The sequence below is a fragment of the Enterobacter roggenkampii genome, assembly GCF_001729805.1.
Classification (GTDB): Bacteria; Pseudomonadota; Gammaproteobacteria; order Enterobacterales; family Enterobacteriaceae; genus Enterobacter; species Enterobacter roggenkampii.
This window is the reverse complement of the sequence record NZ_CP017184.1, coordinates 1,292,510-1,308,767: the sequence shown is the minus strand read 5'-3', so window position 1 is coordinate 1,308,767 and position 16,258 is coordinate 1,292,510. Positions and strand designations below refer to the sequence as shown.

General features: G+C 56.6%; 14 protein-coding genes and 1 pseudogene. 3 read left to right on the top strand and 12 right to left on the bottom strand.

Annotated elements, in window-relative coordinates:
• Positions 1-7 precede the first annotated feature (7 nt).
• The 5 genes from sucA to sdhC form a co-directional block, all read right to left on the bottom strand.
• Positions 8-2,815 carry a 2-oxoglutarate dehydrogenase E1 component gene (sucA, locus tag BFV67_RS06040; RefSeq protein ID WP_008501092.1) on the bottom strand — a complete coding sequence of 936 codons (2,808 nt, stop codon included), beginning with the start codon at positions 2,813-2,815 and terminating at the stop codon, positions 8-10.
• Between the two features lie 248 nt (positions 2,816-3,063).
• On the bottom strand, positions 3,064-3,780 hold the full coding sequence (gene sdhB, locus BFV67_RS06035; protein WP_008501090.1) for a succinate dehydrogenase iron-sulfur subunit SdhB: 717 nt from the start codon (positions 3,778-3,780) through the stop codon (positions 3,064-3,066).
• A gap of 15 nt (positions 3,781-3,795) precedes the next feature.
• Positions 3,796-5,562 (bottom strand): succinate dehydrogenase flavoprotein subunit, encoded by a 1,767-nt coding sequence (gene sdhA / locus BFV67_RS06030; RefSeq protein WP_008501089.1) that lies wholly within the window; start codon positions 5,560-5,562, stop codon positions 3,796-3,798.
• Positions 5,562-5,909 (bottom strand): succinate dehydrogenase membrane anchor subunit, encoded by a 348-nt coding sequence (gene sdhD / locus BFV67_RS06025; RefSeq protein ID WP_008501088.1) that lies wholly within the window; start codon positions 5,907-5,909, stop codon positions 5,562-5,564. The genes sdhA and sdhD overlap by 1 nt, the downstream gene beginning before the upstream one ends.
• Positions 5,903-6,307, bottom strand: a complete 405-nt coding sequence (gene sdhC / locus BFV67_RS06020) for a succinate dehydrogenase cytochrome b556 subunit (RefSeq protein ID WP_020684965.1) — start codon at positions 6,305-6,307, stop codon at positions 5,903-5,905. The genes sdhD and sdhC overlap by 7 nt, the downstream gene beginning before the upstream one ends.
• A gap of 639 nt (positions 6,308-6,946) precedes the next feature.
• Between sdhC and BFV67_RS06015 the strand changes: the two genes are divergently transcribed.
• Positions 6,947-8,230: a citrate synthase gene (locus tag BFV67_RS06015; protein WP_008501086.1), complete on the top strand. Its 1,284-nt coding sequence runs from the start codon at positions 6,947-6,949 to the stop codon at positions 8,228-8,230.
• Positions 8,231-8,315: 85 nt separating this feature from the next.
• Here the strand turns inward: BFV67_RS06015 and nei are convergent, their stop codons facing one another.
• From nei to BFV67_RS05980, 7 genes and pseudogenes are all read right to left on the bottom strand, one after another.
• Positions 8,316-9,107 (bottom strand): endonuclease VIII, encoded by a 792-nt coding sequence (gene nei / locus BFV67_RS06010; protein ID WP_069597999.1) that lies wholly within the window; start codon positions 9,105-9,107, stop codon positions 8,316-8,318.
• 18 nt (positions 9,108-9,125) lie between these two features.
• Complete coding sequence (gene pxpA / locus BFV67_RS06005) at positions 9,126-9,866, bottom strand: 5-oxoprolinase subunit PxpA (protein WP_069597998.1); 741 nt, start codon at positions 9,864-9,866, stop codon at positions 9,126-9,128.
• On the bottom strand, positions 9,853-10,785 hold the full coding sequence (pxpC, locus tag BFV67_RS06000) for a 5-oxoprolinase subunit PxpC (RefSeq protein WP_021241019.1): 933 nt from the start codon (positions 10,783-10,785) through the stop codon (positions 9,853-9,855). Before pxpC ends, pxpA begins: the two co-directional genes overlap by 14 nt.
• Positions 10,779-11,434: pseudogene (gene pxpB / locus BFV67_RS05995) on the bottom strand (5-oxoprolinase subunit PxpB). The gene pxpC and the pseudogene pxpB overlap by 7 nt, the downstream one beginning before the upstream one ends.
• 14 nt (positions 11,435-11,448) lie before the next feature.
• A complete protein-coding gene (locus BFV67_RS05990) occupies positions 11,449-12,192 on the bottom strand; it encodes a type 2 GTP cyclohydrolase I (protein WP_021241021.1) in 744 nt (247 codons plus the stop codon).
• 10 nt (positions 12,193-12,202) lie between these two features.
• Positions 12,203-13,615: a deoxyribodipyrimidine photo-lyase gene (phrB, locus tag BFV67_RS05985; RefSeq protein WP_023326918.1), complete on the bottom strand. Its 1,413-nt coding sequence runs from the start codon at positions 13,613-13,615 to the stop codon at positions 12,203-12,205.
• 340 nt (positions 13,616-13,955) lie between these two features.
• Positions 13,956-14,162 (bottom strand): YbfA family protein, encoded by a 207-nt coding sequence (locus tag BFV67_RS05980; RefSeq protein ID WP_008501079.1) that lies wholly within the window; start codon positions 14,160-14,162, stop codon positions 13,956-13,958.
• Between the two features lie 309 nt (positions 14,163-14,471).
• Here BFV67_RS05980 and kdpF point away from each other — a divergent pair, with 309 nt between their 5' ends.
• Both kdpF and kdpA read left to right on the top strand, forming a co-directional pair.
• Positions 14,472-14,561, top strand: coding sequence for a K(+)-transporting ATPase subunit F (kdpF, locus tag BFV67_RS05975; RefSeq protein ID WP_014069365.1), 90 nt, complete (start codon positions 14,472-14,474; stop codon positions 14,559-14,561).
• Complete coding sequence (gene kdpA / locus BFV67_RS05970) at positions 14,561-16,240, top strand: potassium-transporting ATPase subunit KdpA (protein WP_069597997.1); 1,680 nt, start codon at positions 14,561-14,563, stop codon at positions 16,238-16,240. The genes kdpF and kdpA overlap by 1 nt, the downstream gene beginning before the upstream one ends.
• Positions 16,241-16,258 lie beyond the last annotated feature (18 nt).

Sequence of the window (16,258 nt, the reverse complement as noted above, 5' to 3'; positions counted from 1 at the left end):
CCTTTAATTAATCGACGTTCAGCGCGTCATTGACCAGATCTTGTTGCTGCTTCTGGTGAACGGACATATACCCTACCGCCGGAGAGGCGGAGGCCGGGCGACCTGCATAGCGCAGGGCTGACCCAAATGGAATCACTTCACGGAAATGATGCTGGCTGCAGTACCATGCGCCCTGGTTGAGCGGCTCTTCCTGGCACCAGACAAAATCATGAACGTGAGCGTACGGTTTCAGCGCTTCCTGCACCGCCTGGTGCGGGAACGGATAAAGCTGTTCGATACGCACGATGGCGACATCTTTCTGATCGTTCTTACGGCGCTGTTCCAGCAGGTCGTAATAAACCTTACCAGAACACATCACCACACGCTTCACGGCCTGCGGATCCAGCTCGTCAATTTCACCGATGGCTGGCAGGAAGGTACCGTTCGCCAGCTCTTCCAGGCTGGACACCGCCAGCGGGTGACGCAGCAGGGATTTCGGCGACATGACCACCAGCGGACGACGCATACCGCGCAGCGCCTGACGACGCAGCATGTGGTAAACCTGCGCCGGGGTCGACGGCACGCAAACCTGCATGTTCTGCTCGGCGCAGAGCTGCAGATAACGTTCCAGACGCGCGGAGGAGTGCTCCGGACCCTGGCCTTCATAGCCGTGCGGCAGCAGCATCACCAGGCCACACATACGGCCCCATTTCTGCTCGCCGGAGGAGATGAACTGGTCGATAACCACCTGCGCACCGTTGGCGAAGTCACCGAACTGCGCTTCCCAGATGGTCAGGGTGCGCGGTTCTGCCGTGGCGTAACCGTATTCGAAAGCCAGTACCGCTTCTTCAGACAGCACGGAGTCCCAGACCTTGAACTGGCCCTGACCGTTGTGCACGTGCTGCAGCGGGGTGTAGGTTGAACCGTTAGACTGGTTGTGAACCACCGCGTGACGGTGGAAGAAGGTGCCACGGCCCGCATCTTCACCGGACAGACGAACAGGAATGCCTTCGTCAACCAGCGTCGCGTAAGCCAGCGTTTCCGCGCCGCCCCAGTCGAACAGCTTCTCGCCTGCCGCCATGGCCTGACGGTCAGCATAAATTTTCGCCACGCGAGACTGCATCTCGATAGCGTCCGGCACGGTGCTGATGCGTTTAGCCAGCTCCTGCAGGCGCTTCATCTCCACCTTGTTCGGATAGCTCTCATCCCACTCGTGGTTGAGGTACGGCGACCAGGTAAAGGAGTGCATGTTCATCGGGCGCAGCTCTTTCACTACGCATTCACCCGCGTCCAGCGCGTCGCGGTAGAGGTTGACCATTTCGGTCGCATCTTCCAGCGTCGCCACTTTGTCGCTTTCCAGCTTGTCAGCATAGATTTTGCGCGGGGTCGGGTGTTTTTTGATTTTCTGGTACATCAGCGGCTGGGTTGCACTTGGCTCATCCGCTTCGTTGTGGCCGTGACGGCGGTAGCAGAAGAGGTCAATGAACACATCGCGTTTGAAGGTGTTACGGAAGTCCAGCGCCAGACGGGTCACGAAAGCCACGGCTTCCGGGTCATCCGCGTTAACGTGGAAGATCGGCGCCTGAACCATCTTACCGATGTCGGTGCAGTACGGGGTAGAACGTGCGTCAAGCGGGTTAGAGGTGGTGAAGCCCACCTGGTTGTTGATCACAATGCGAACGGTACCGCCCACTTCATAACCACGCGCTTTGGACATGTTCAGGGTTTCCTGCACCACGCCCTGCCCTGTCACCGCCGCATCACCGTGGATGGTGATTGGCAGAACTTTGTTGCTGCTCGGCTCGTCCAGACGATCCAGACGCGCGCGCACGGAACCGATAACCACCGGGCTGACGATCTCGAGGTGCGACGGGTTAAACGCCAGCGCCAGGTGAACCAGACCGCCTTCGGTTTCGATATCTGACGAGAAGCCCATGTGGTACTTCACGTCGCCGGTGCCGAGGTGTTCTTTATGTTTGCCTGCGAATTCGTCGAACAGGTCCTGCGGTTTTTTACCCAGCACGTTGACCAGTACGTTCAGACGACCACGGTGTGCCATGCCCAGCACCACTTCACGGGTGCCGCTCTTGCCTGCGTGACGAATCAGCTCTTTCAGCATCGGCACCAGGGCGTCACCGCCTTCCAGCGAGAAGCGTTTTGCGCCCGGGAACTTCGCGCCCAGATAGCGCTCAAGGCCTTCCGCTGCGGTCAGTTCGCTGAGGAAGCGTTTTTTCTCGTCAGCCGAGAAGGTCGCGTGGCCCGCTACGGATTCGATGCGCTGCTGGATCCAGCGCTTCTCTTCGGTAGAGGTAATGTGCATGTATTCCGCGCCGATGGAGCCGCAGTAGGTTTGCTTGAGCGCGTCAATCAGATCGCCCAGCTTCATCGTGTCTTTGCCGATGGCAAAGGAACCTACGTTAAAGCTTTCCTGGAAATCGGCCTCGGTCAGATCGTGATACGCCGGATCGAGATCGGCCACACGGTCTTGTTTCCACAGTCCCAGCGGATCGAGATTCGCATGCTGGTGACCACGGAAGCGATAAGCGTTGATAAGCTGCAGGACTTTAACCTGCTTCGCATTGGTGTCAGGGTCGGAAATCGCAGAAGAGTAACGTGAGGCATCCTTCGCCAGACGACGGAAATAATCACGTGTTTTGGAATGGAATTGATCCGGTTTGACCCCTGTACCAGGCAACTGCTGGAACATGGAACGCCAGTTTGCGTCCACTGAGTCAGGATCGGTTAAGAAGTCTTCATAGAGCTGTTCTATCCAGCTCTGGTTGGCACCAGAGAGGTAAGAAGAGTCCAGCCAGGCTTTCATTGCGCCGTTCTGCATCGTGATCCCTTAAGCATTTTTATGCTTACTTTCGCCGTAGAAACTACCACGCACACCACGTGTACGTGCCGGGGTTCACCTGCGAGCTCTTTTCATTTGGCCCGCGAAGGAACCTTTAGAAACTGTCTGGACTTCAGGGTAGTACAGGGCAGTTTTTAAAGGTTTCTGCATTTTGCCCGGTGGCGCTACGCTTACCGGGCCTACAGTTTCGTAGGCCGGATAAGCGCAGCGCCATCCGGCAACGTTACTTACGCACTGCGCTGCAGCAGCATCGACTTAATATGGCCGATGGCGCGCGTCGGGTTCAGCCCCTTCGGACACACACTGACGCAGTTCATGATGCTATGGCAGCGGAATACGCTGAAAGCGTCACTCAGTCCTTCCAGACGGCTGTCGGTTTCGGTGTCGCGGCTATCGATCAGGAAGCGATAGGCAGCCAGCAGACCGGCCGGGCCGATAAACTTGTCCGGGTTCCACCAGAACGACGGGCAGGACGTAGAACAGCATGCGCAGAGAATACACTCGTACAGACCATCGAGTTTTTCACGCTGCTCAGGAGACTGTAAGTGCTCACGAGCCGGTGGATTTTGCCCATTATTCAATAAGTAAGGCTTAATCTTCTCATATTGTGCATAGAATTGCCCCATGTCTACCACCAAATCACGCACGACCGGCAGGCCTGGCAGAGGACGGATAACAATTTTCTGACCAGGACGCTGCAACGCTGAAATTGGCGTGATGCAGGCCAGGCCATTTTTGCCGTTCATGTTCACACCGTCAGAACCACACACCCCTTCACGGCAGGAGCGACGGAACGAGAGGGTTGGATCTTTTTCTTTCAGCTGGATTAAGGCATCCAGCAGCATCATGTCGCGACCTTCTTCCGCTTCCAGGGTGTAGTCCTGCATGCGCGGAGCGTCATCAACATCCGGGTTATAACGATAAACTGAGAATTCGAGTTTCATTATCCTGTCTCCGCATTAGTAAGTACGAATCTTCGGCGGGAACGCCGGACGCAGTTTCGGTTCCATGTTGACGCTACGACGCGTCATGGTTTCCGACTCTGGCAGATACAGGGAATGGCACAGCCAGTTTTCGTCATCACGTTCCGGGAAGTCGAAGCGGCTATGCGCGCCACGGCTTTCGGTACGGAAGTTTGCCGACATCGCGGTCGCGAACGCGGTTTCCATCAGGTTATCCAGCTCCAGGCACTCAACGCGCTGGGTGTTGAACTCGCTGGAGGTGTCGTCCAGACGGGCATTTTTCAGACGCTCGCGGATCGCTTTCAGCTGCTCAAGACCTTTGGCCATCGCGTCGCCTTCGCGGAATACCGAGAAGTTGTGCTGCATGCATTCCTGCAGCGCTTTACGGATTTCCACCGGATCTTCGCCGTTACGGTTGCCGTTCCAGCGGTTGAGGCGCTCAAGAGAGGCATCAATTTCGTCGTCGGTCGCGTCACGCAGCGCGCCCTGCTCGGCAATGGATTCCTGCAGATGCAGACCCACTGCGCGACCAAACACCACCAGATCCAGCAGCGAGTTGCCGCCCAGACGGTTTGCGCCGTGTACGGATACGCAGGCAATTTCGCCCACCGCGAACAGGCCAGGAATGACCACGTCTTCGCCCTGCTCGTTCACGGTCAGCGCCTGACCGGTCACTTTGGTCGGAATACCGCCCATCATGTAGTGGCAGGTTGGGATAACCGGAATCGGCTCTTTCACCGGATCGACGTGCGCGAAGGTGCGGGACAGTTCCAGGATGCCCGGCAGACGGGACTCCAGCACTTCTTTACCCAGGTGGTCGAGCTTCAGCTTGGCGTGTGGACCCCAAGGGCCGTCACAGCCGCGGCCTTCACGGATTTCGATCATGATGGAACGCGCCACCACGTCACGACCCGCCAGGTCTTTCGCATTCGGGGCATAACGCTCCATGAAGCGCTCGCCGTGTTTATTCAGCAGGTAGCCACCTTCACCACGGCAGCCTTCTGTTACCAGCACGCCTGCACCGGCGATGCCGGTTGGGTGGAACTGCCACATCTCCATATCCTGCACCGGCACGCCCGCGCGGATAGCCATACCGACACCGTCACCGGTGTTGATGTGGGCGTTGGTAGTGGACTGGTAAATACGGCCTGCACCGCCGGTCGCCAGCACGGTTGCGCGGGCTTTGAAGTAGACCACTTCACCGGTTTCGATGCACAGCGCGGTACAACCAACGATGGCGCCATCGGCGTTTTTCACCAGATCCAGCGCATACCATTCGGAGAAGATGGTGGTGTGGTTTTTCAGGTTCTGCTGATACAGGGTGTGCAGCAGCGCGTGACCGGTACGGTCAGCCGCCGCCGCGGTGCGTGCCGCCTGCTCGCCGCCGAAGTTTTTCGACTGGCCGCCAAACGGACGCTGATAGATGGTGCCATTTTCCAGACGGGAGAACGGCAGACCCATGTGGTCCAGCTCCAGAATCGCTTCCGGGCCAGTTTTACACATATATTCGATGGCATCCTGGTCGCCGATGTAATCGGAACCTTTTACCGTGTCATACATGTGCCATTCCCAGTTATCTTCATGGGAGTTACCCAGCGCAACGGTAATACCGCCCTGCGCAGACACAGTATGGGAACGGGTTGGGAAGACTTTAGAGAGCAGCGCACAGCTCTGGCCACTCTGGGAAATTTGCAGTGCGGCACGCATACCTGCGCCACCGGCACCAATCACAACAGCATCAAATTCTCTGACTGGCAGTTTCATTACACACCCCACACCACAACGAATCCATAAATAACGTAAACCACCAGTGCAACGACAATGGCCAGCTGCAGTGGAAGGCGAATCGCCAGCGGTTTAACGTAATCGGTCAACACCTGCCACATGCCAATCCAGGCATGAATAAGGATGGAGAAAAGGGCCAGCAGGGTGAACACTTTGGTGAAGGCGGATCCGAAGAACCCACTCCAGATTTCCCACGTCAGCGTGCCGCTGGTCGCGAAGAAACCGATCATATAGATGATGTAGAGGGTGAGAACGATGGCGGTAGCACGGACCAGAATGAAGTCATGTACGCCGTTGCGTCCTAATGCGGAGGCGTTGCTTACCATACGAGAACTCCTGCGAGAAGTGAAAGCACGACTGTAATCACAAATGAAATGTTAGCGGAGCGTTTCCCGGCTTCGAAGGTCTCTTCCAGGTAGCCAAAGTCCATCAGCATATGGCGAACACCCACCACAACGTGGTACGCCAGTGCGGTCAGAATGCCCCACATGATGAATTTCACGAAGAAGCTGTTCATGATGGCAGAGGCCTGGAGGAATCCTTCAGGGGAAGAGAGGCTGGTGCCCAGTAACCACAGCAGAATACCGACCGCCACAAACGTAATCACACCAGAAACACGGTGCAGAATGGACGCTATTGCTGTTACGGGGAACCGGATCGTTTTCAGATCCAGATTGACAGGTCTTTGTTTTTTCACATTTCTTATCATGAATAACGCCCACATGCTGTTCTTATTGTTTCCTTCCTCCGGACTGCGATGCGGGTCAGACAGCGTTCCTTTTCTATAACTGCGCGTCATGCAAAACAGTGCTTCCAGATGCTTAAACGACACATTACAACGCTGGGTGGCTCGGGATTGCAGGGTGTTCCGGAGACCTGGCGGCAGTATAGGCCGTTCACAAAATCATTACAATTAACCTACATACAGTTTGTCGGGTTTTCTCTGGAACAGTGATCAGGGTCACGATAACAACATCTTTTTAATTTTTAATCATCTGATTTGACAAATGTTAAACAATATTGTTACAAACGTCATCAGAAAAGGCATATAATGCGCAAAAGTTATGAGGTCTCTCTTTCACCTGACAAATAGTTATGTAACAGTGTGATGGTATTGACCGAAGTTATCAGGACAGTTATTAGTGATATACAGGTTTGAATAATTCGGACTGCAAAAACGCTGATTTGCTGTTGTTTCACTGATATTTCATTCGTTTACCTGCAAGGCGCCATAGCTCTGTACCCTGGTTTGTCCTCGTGAGCTGAGCGGTAAGCCAAATAACAATCTGGTAACGGTGATTAACAGCTGAAAGCAAATCCGGTAAAGCGCAGTCTTAAGCATAAGGCGCTAAGGAGACCGTAAATGGCTGATACAAAGGCAACGCTCACCCTCAATGGTGACACTGCTATTGAACTGGATGTGCTAAAAGGCACGCTCGGTCAGGATGTTATTGATATCCGTACGCTGGGTTCCAAAGGGGTATTCACCTTTGACCCTGGATTTACCTCTACCGCATCTTGCGAATCCAAAATCACCTTTATCGACGGTGACGAAGGTATCCTGCTCCATCGCGGCTTCCCTATCGATCAGTTAGCCACCGAATCCAACTATCTGGAAGTGTGCTACATCCTGCTGAACGGCGAAAAACCGACGCAGGCCCAGTTCGATGAATTTAAAACCACCGTGACCCGTCACACCATGATCCATGAGCAGATTACCCGTCTGTTCCATGCGTTCCGTCGTGACTCTCACCCAATGGCGGTGATGTGCGGTATTACCGGTGCGCTGGCCGCGTTCTACCACGACTCCCTTGACGTGAATAACCCGCGTCACCGTGAAATCGCCGCTTACCGTCTGCTGTCCAAAATGCCTACCATGGCGGCGATGTGTTACAAATACTCCATCGGCCAGCCGTTTGTGTATCCGCGTAACGACCTCTCCTACGCGGGCAACTTCCTGCGCATGATGTTCTCCACGCCGTGCGAAGAGTACGAAGTGAACCCGGTTCTGGAACGCGCGATGGACCGTATTCTGATCCTGCATGCTGACCACGAACAGAACGCCTCGACCTCAACCGTTCGTACCGCAGGCTCTTCAGGCGCGAACCCGTTCGCCTGTATCGCTGCGGGCATCGCCTCCCTGTGGGGACCGGCGCACGGCGGCGCGAACGAAGCGGCGCTGAAGATGCTGGAAGAGATCAGCACCGTTGAGCACATTCCTGAGTTCGTGCGTCGCGCGAAAGACAAGAATGACTCCTTCCGCCTGATGGGCTTCGGTCACCGTGTTTACAAAAACTATGACCCGCGCGCCACCGTGATGCGTGAAACCTGCCACGAAGTGCTGAAAGAGCTGGGTACCAAAGATGACCTGCTGGAAGTGGCGATGGAGCTGGAACACATCGCGCTGAACGACCCGTACTTCATCGAGAAGAAACTCTACCCGAACGTCGATTTCTACTCTGGCATTATTCTGAAAGCGATGGGCATTCCGTCTTCCATGTTCACCGTGATCTTCGCCATGGCGCGTACCGTAGGCTGGATTGCGCACTGGAACGAAATGCACAGCGAAGGCATGAAGATCGCCCGTCCTCGTCAGCTGTATACCGGCTACGAGCAGCGTGATTTTAAGTCTGACCTGAAGCGCTAAAAGTTAAGCCCGGTGGCGCTACCGCTTACCGGGCCTACAAATGCGAAACGTAGGCCGGGTAAGGCGTAGCCGCCACCCGGCTTTTTTATTTTTGACAATGTGGACACCAGTAAAAGGGTCTCGAAGAGAGCATAATCCTGTCGATAATCCCGCCGCACCGCTCGCACTTCTTCCCCGCCCGATGAAACACCTTGAACCGGAACAGCGCCCCGTGGTGCTTGTTTTCATCTACGATGCCACGCGTGTTGTACGACAGCCGCGGGATGTCCAGCAGCGCGTGGGACAGCGCCTCCAGCTGTTCATCGCTCAGCTGAGAAGCTTTGTGCTGCGGTGCCAGCCCGACTTCCCAGAGGATCTCCACCCGCAGGTAGTTGCCAAGCCCGGCGAGAAAGGCCTGGTCAAGGAACAGGCCGGAAAACTGCCGGTTGCGGAATGTGGGCGATAGCAGCCGGGTCTTCACGTCGCTCGCCGTCAGGCGCATATCCAGCACGTCCGGCCCGACCCGCTGTAAGAACGGGTGCGTGAGCAACTGCTCAGGCGTTAACATTTCGATATCAGAGGCGCTATAGAGCAGGATCGCCTTATCCGCCGTTTGCAGCCTGACGCGCAGCACGCGGGTCGTTTGCGGCTGTTCACCCGCCTCCACCACGCGCCACACGCCGTAAAGCTGGTTATGGCTATATAACGTCAGGTTATGGGAAAAGTGCGTGAGCAACGCTTTGCCGCGCGTTTCAATATGCGTTACCGACTGCCCCACCAGCTGTGATTCAAACGGTTTCAGTTGAGGAAAAGCAAACCAGACCTCCGTCAGCGGTTTGCCCTTTATCGCCGCCTCGAGGCTATCCGCCGCGCGGCGGATCTCCGGGCCTTCTGGCATTTTTCTGTCCTTTTATGATTAATCTGCGCTGACAAGAATACCCTCTTCAGCGAACGCGGCCCGCAGGCGGCGCGCGAACTGGAGCGCATGCTCGCCATCGCCGTGTAAACATACCGTATCAGCCTGAACGTGCGCCGTTGTGCCATCCACGGCGGTCACTCGCCCGTAGCGCACCATCTCCAGCGTCTGCGCCAGCGCTTTCGCTTCATCGGTAATCAGCGCACCGGCTTGCGTGCGCGGAACCAGACTGCCGTCCGGCATGTATCCCCGATCGGCAAACACCTCCTGCCGCGTGGTCAGCCCCAGCCGTTCTCCGGCACGAATAAGCTCACTGCCCGCCAGGCCGACCAGAATCAGCTGCGGATTACAGTCCCGCACCGCACGGGCAATCGCCGCCGCCAGCACCGGGTCTTTTGCCGCCTGGTTATAGAGCATACCGTGCGGCTTCACGTGACGCAGTACGCCCTTCCCGGCGCGAACCATCGCCTCCAGCGCGCCAGTCTGGTAGAGCACCTGCGCGTAGACCGTCTCAGGCGGCAGGTCCATCGCGGTGCGGCCAAAGTTCTCCCGGTCAGGGAAGCTCGGGTGAGCGCCAATCGCCACGCCATTTTTGATGGCATGACGCACGCTCTCCAGCATGGTTTGCGCATCGCCCGCGTGAAAGCCGCAGGCGATATTGACCGAGGAGACCAGCGTCATCAGCGCCTCATCGGCGCTGCCGCCCTCGCCCAGATCGGCATTCAAATCAATCTTTACCATCGAGCCTCCACGCCAGCTGTTCGAGATAGCGCTGCTGATCCTGCCGCGCCTTTAGCGCCTCCTCCAGCGAACACTGCACGAAGTGAATCGGCTGACCGAGGGGAATTTGCGCCAGATGGTAGCGATCGGCTTCAATGATGCAGGCAATTCGCGGATAACCACCTGTCGTCTGCGCGTCGTTCATTAACACGATCGGTTGCCCGTTGCCTGGAACCTGAATAACGCCGGGCAGTAAACCGTGGGAAAGCAATTCCCTGTCGGTCGTCCGGATCAGCGGCTGCCCCTGCAGGCGATAGCCCATACGGTTACTCTGCGGACTGAGCTTCCACGGCGCGCGCCAGAAAGACTCTTTTGAGGCCTCGTCGAACTCATGATATTCCGGCCCAGGTAAGGCGCGGATCTGGTTTCCCCAGAGAAGTTGTTTCACCCCCTGCGCCGTCGAGAAGTGACGCGAAGAGGGCTTAATCGCCAGGCGATCGCCGTCGCGCAACAGACGTCCTTCGTGACCGCCTATCCCGGCTTTCTGATCGGTACTGGATGAGCCCAGCACCTCAGGCACATCAATGCCGCCAGCCACCGCGAGATAGCTACGCACGCCGTGCAGAGGACGTTTTAAGGTCAGACGCTGCCCGGCTTTCGCCCGCAGACGCCAGCCGGTCCACACCGCTTTGCCGTCCAGCGTGGCATCACAGCCTGCGCCGGTGAGCGCGAACCAGGTCTCCTGACCAAACTCAATGACACACTGGCCGAGCGTAATTTCGAGCGCCGCCGTGCTGCCGGGGTTGCCCACCAGCACGTTAGCGATTTCCAGCGCAGGACGGTCCAGCGCGCCACAATAGCTCACGCCGGACTGGCGCATGCCAAAGCGCCCGGCATCCTGTACGGAGGTGTAAAGCCCGGCGCGAATAAGCGTTAACATACCCCCTCCTTCTGCGGGATAAAGCGAAGGGTGTCGCCCGGGCGCAGGAGTATTGGCGACGCCAGCGCGGGGTCAAATAACGGGGTGGCGGTATGCCCAATAAGCTGCCAACCACCGGGCGAAGCCAGCGGATATACGCCGGTCTGCTCGCCACCAATGGCGACCGTCCCCGCCGGTACGCTCAGGCGCGGTTCAGCGCGGCGCGGCGTATGCAGCCGGGGAGATAATCCCCCAGATACGGGAATCCGGGCTGGAATCCCAGGAACCAGACGACGTAATCCACCGAACTGTGCAGCTCAACCACCTGCTTTTCGGTGAGCCCGCAATGGTCTGCGACCACACCAAGATCCGGTCCCCCCGTACCGCCATAAACGACCGGGATCTCAATGGCACGCGATTCCGGCTCCAGCGCCTCGCTCTCTTCCCACCAGCGCTGTAAACGCTCGATGGCATCCAGCGCCAGCGTATGCGGACTACGCAGCACCACCGTGATGTTATTCATCCCCGGAATGGCTTCAACCACGTCCGGCAGATCGACCAGACGCTGGGTTAGCCGCCAGATACGCTTTTGCGTGGCAAGGGTCACCGGCGGCTCGAGCTCCAGAACCACTGCCGTTTCTCCCAGAAGATAACAACGCGCTCGCTGCACTCAGGCACCTCTCATCAGGCCGGATTAGGGATATCAATAAAGGTTACATCCAGATCGGTATTTTCCGTCAGCCACTCGCTGAGGGCCCGAATGCCGCCGCGCTCGGTGGCATGATGGCCGGCCGCGTAGAAATGCAGCCCCTGTTCACGCGCCGAGTGAATGGTCTGCTCGGAAACCTCGCCGGTGATAAAGGCATCAACACCGAAGCGCGCGGCGCTGTCGATAAAGCCCTGCCCGCCCCCGGTGCACCAGGCAACGCGTTTTACCAGGTCCGCGCCCGTATCGCCGCACCACAGCGGGCGACGCCCCAGGCGCGCTTCAATCCACGAGGCCAGCTCCAGTCCGGGAACCGGCATCGCCAGCTCGCCCCACGGCACCAGCGGCTCGATTTCGCCCATTACGGTTATCCCCAACAGCTGCGCAAGCTGAACGTTGTTGCCCAGTTCCGGGTGTGCGTCCAGCGGCAGGTGGTAACCGTACAGGTTGATGTCATTTGCCAGCAACGTTTTCAGGCGGTTGCGCTTCATGCCGCGAATAATCGGTGATTCGTTTTTCCAGAAGTAGCCGTGATGGACAATCACCGCATCGGCTTCCTGACGGACAGCCTCGTCCAGCAGCGCCTGGCTTGCCGTGACGCCGGTGATAATTTTCTGCACCGTTTCGCGCCCTTCCACCTGCAGGCCATTCGGGCCGTAGTCGCTAAAGGAGGCGGTATTGAGTTTTTCGTTAATCAGGCGTTCTAGTTCACTGTTTTTCATCTTTATGCTCTCAAACTTTTCGGGCGGCTTCGTACGCCGCCAGCGTGGCGGTGCGCGCCTGTTTATGGTCAACAATCGGGCGGGGATAATCGAGCTTTACGCCCTGTTTATCCGCCCATGCCCACGGGTCGTGGATCGCTTTCGCAGGAACGTTCCTGAGCGCGGGCAACCAGCGGCGGATAAAGTCGCCGTTGGCATCAAATTTTTGCCCCTGAGTGGTCGGATTAAAAATCCTGAAATAGGGAGCCGCATCGGTGCCGGTAGAGGCCGCCCACTGCCAGCCGCCGTTATTCGCAGCGAGATCGCCGTCGATCAGCTGAGAGATAAAATAGCGCTCTCCGATACGCCAGTCGATAAGCAGATCCTTCACCAGAAAGCTGGCGGTAATCATTCGCAGGCGGTTGTGCATCCACCCGGTTTCATTCAGCTGGCGCATGGCGGCATCAACAATCGGATAGCCCGTTTCCCCTTTTTGCCAGGCCTGTAAACGTGCCGCATCGTGCTGCCATTTGACGTTATCGGTCCAGGGAATGAACGGACGATGCTTACAGAGATCGGGATGATACGTCATCAGATGGCGATAGAATTCACGCCAGATGAGTTCGTTCAGCCACACCGAACCCGCCCCACCGTCCATCGCCTGCGGCTGCTCGGCCAGAAGACGATGTAAACACTGGCGAGGAGAGAGTACGCCCAGCGCCAGGCTTGCCGATAAGCGGCTTGTCCCTTCAATCGCCGGGAAATCCCTGCGCGCGTCGTACTCTCCCGCGCCCTGTTTGCAAAACTGGCGCAGCTTCGCAATTGCTGCCTTCTCGTTTGCGGGGAACAGAAGCTCATCGAATGCCTGTTGGGGATAGTTAAACGTTAATTCAGGCAGCGTGGTTATAGCTTCCCCTCTGGCTGCGGGTGCGGGTACGCACTCCGGCAGCGCCTCTTTCAGACGTTTAACAAAAGCATTTTTAAACGGTGTGAACACTTTATACATTTCATGGCCGCCGGTCATGACGCTGCCCGGTGCCAGCATTACGCTGTCATCAAATCCTTCACAAACCACCTCGCCCAGAATGTTCTCCAGTTGGCGATCCCGCAGCCGTTCGTTCAGCTCGTACTGGTAGTTATAAAAAAGATGCGTGACGCCGTTCTGCTGACATACCTCCCGCAACATCTTAAGCTGCGCGGCAAAGTCACTGACCTCTTTGTAGATCAGCGGGATACCTTTTTCAGCAAGTGAGTGTTGCAGATCGTTCAGATGCGATTTGAGGTAAGCCGCCTGCCGCGGGGCCATATCATGCTGCTGCCACTGTTCAGGCGTAGCGATAAACAGCGCCAGCACGCTGGCGTCATCGGAACGGCAGGCTGCCGCGAGTGCGAAGTTGTCATGTACGCGCAGGTCCGCGCGAAACCAAACCAGATGGGTGGGCATAAAACTCCAGGCAAATATCCATTATGTCCGTAAGGGCATGCCGTAAAAGGAAAAAGCATGCATTGAACTACTTTGCCATGAAGTGTAGACGGGATGAAATAAAAAAGGCCGCCCAAGGCGGCCTTACAGACTGATGACAAGGTGCATGCTGTGCATTTCGCCCGGCGGCGCTACGCTTGCAAGGGCCTACAATGAAACATGCAATGCATTGATCTCTTTGCCCTGTGTTTGCCGGGTAAGCGCAGCGTCACCCGGCAAGAAAGACGGCAAATATGTGCCTGTAAACCCTGACGAGGGGCTATCGCTCCCCCGGCGTTTTTTTCTGGGTGTCGTCTTAGTATCAGTAAAAATCGCAGGTCGCTTTCTCGGCCTGATCCATCCACACCGGCTTCTCGCTGGTTTTCGCCCAGACGCGGTGCAGATAGCTATAAAAACGTGCACGATCTTTCCAGAACAGCATCACCGGCAGAGCCAGCACGCCAGCCACTACGGCGAAAGCGCGGCGCATGAACACGATATGAGCCGGAAACTCTTTATAAAGATCCATATTTTTCTCCCCTATAGTTGGCCGGAAACGTCATCCGGAAAATTCAAAATCTGTGACCTGGCTAAAATAATATCGCTTTGTTTGTAATTTTACTACTCATCCGACCACTTATTTTCGTCCGTTTAGCCAAAATTTACATTCACGCCGTAATTAAGTTACAAAAAAGTTAACGATTTACTTATCAATAGTTAAATTGTGGGCTTTGCCATTTTTATACTTTTTTTACACCCGCCCTTCTCATTTTTGCGAAATCTTTGCGCCATAAATCCTACCGTTAGCACAACAACAAAAGTCACCCGGAGGTGGATTGTGAGTGCAGGTCTTATTGCCGGCATCGTGCTGGTGTTCCTGTTATTGGGTTATCTGGTTTATGCCCTGATTAATGCGGAGGCATTCTGATGGCTGCTCAGGCGTTTTTGCTTATTGCCAGTTTCTTAGTGGTGTTGTTCGTCCTGGCAAGGCCACTGGGCTCGGGGATGGCACGGCTCATCAATAACGTTCCCCTGCCCGGCACGGGAAGCGTTGAAAAAGGGATCTTGCGCGTACTGGGTATAGACGATCGGGAGATGAACTGGCGTGACTATCTGATCGCTATTCTGCTGCTGAATATCGTTGGCCTCATCGCGCTTTTTGCCATGCTGATGTTGCAGGGTGTCCTGCCTTTGAATCCGCAGCAGTTACCGGGCCTGTCCTGGCATCTGGCGCTAAACACGGCGGTCAGTTTTGTCACCAACACCAACTGGCAGTCCTATGCCGGTGAAACCACGCTCAGCTACTTCAGCCAGATGGTCGGGCTAACCGTGCAGAACTTCCTCTCTGCCGCCAGCGGTATTGCGGTGATCTTCGCGCTAACGCGTGCGTTTGCGCGCCAGAAAGTGAGCACGCTGGGTAACGCGTGGGTGGATCTGACGCGCATTACCCTGTGGATCCTGCTGCCGATTGCGCTGCTGATCGCGCTGTTCTTCATTCAGCAGGGCACCCTGCAAAACCTGCTGCCTTACGCACCTTATACCTCGCTGGAAGGCGCAAAACAGCTCCTGCCGATGGGGCCAGTGGCGTCGCAGGAAGCCATCAAAATGCTCGGGACGAACGGCGGCGGCTTCTTCAATGCCAACTCCTCGCACCCGTTCGAAAACCCGACCGCCCTGACCAATTTTGTGCAGATGCTGGCGATTTTCCTGATCCCCGCCGCGCTCTGCTTTGCCTTTGGCGACGTGGTCAACGATCGCCGTCAGGGGCGTACCCTGCTCTGGACCATGTCGCTGATCTTTGTGGTCTGTGTTGCGCTGGTGATGTGGGCCGAATGGCAGGGTAATCCGCACTTCCTCTCACTGGGTGCAGATAGCGCAATCAACATGGAAGGTAAAGAGAGCCGCTTTGGCATTCTCGCCAGTAGCCTGTATGCGGTGGTCACCACGGCAGCGTCGTGCGGGGCCGTCAATGCCATGCATGATTCCTTTACGGCGCTGGGCGGCATGATCCCGATGTGGCTGATGCAGATTGGTGAAGTGGTGTTTGGCGGCGTGGGCTCCGGTCTTTACGGCATGCTGCTGTTCGTGCTGCTGGCGGTGTTTATTGCCGGTCTGATGATTGGCCGCACCCCGGAGTATCTGGGTAAAAAGATCGACGTTCGCGAGATGAAATTAACCGCGCTGGCAATTCTGGTCACCCCGGCCCTCGTGCTGCTCGGCACCGCGCTGGCGTTGATGACCGAGGCCGGACGCAGCGGCATCTTTAACCCCGGCATTCACGGTTTTAGCGAAGTGCTGTATGCCGTCTCCTCTGCCGCCAACAACAACGGCAGCGCCTTTGCAGGCCTAAGCGCCAACTCTCCATTCTGGAACTGTCTGCTGGCGTTCTGCATGTTTGTGGGCCGCTTCGGGATCATTGTGCCGGTCATGGCGATTGCCGGATCGCTGGTGAACAAAAAAATCCAACCGACCACTACCGGGACATTACCGACCCACGGCGCGCTGTTTATCGGCCTGCTGACGGGCACCGTGTTGCTGGTCGGCGCCCTGACCTTTATCCCCGCCCTCGCGTTAGGCCCGGTCGCGGAATACCTCTCTTTACGCTGATTTTGCGGAGAAATTGTC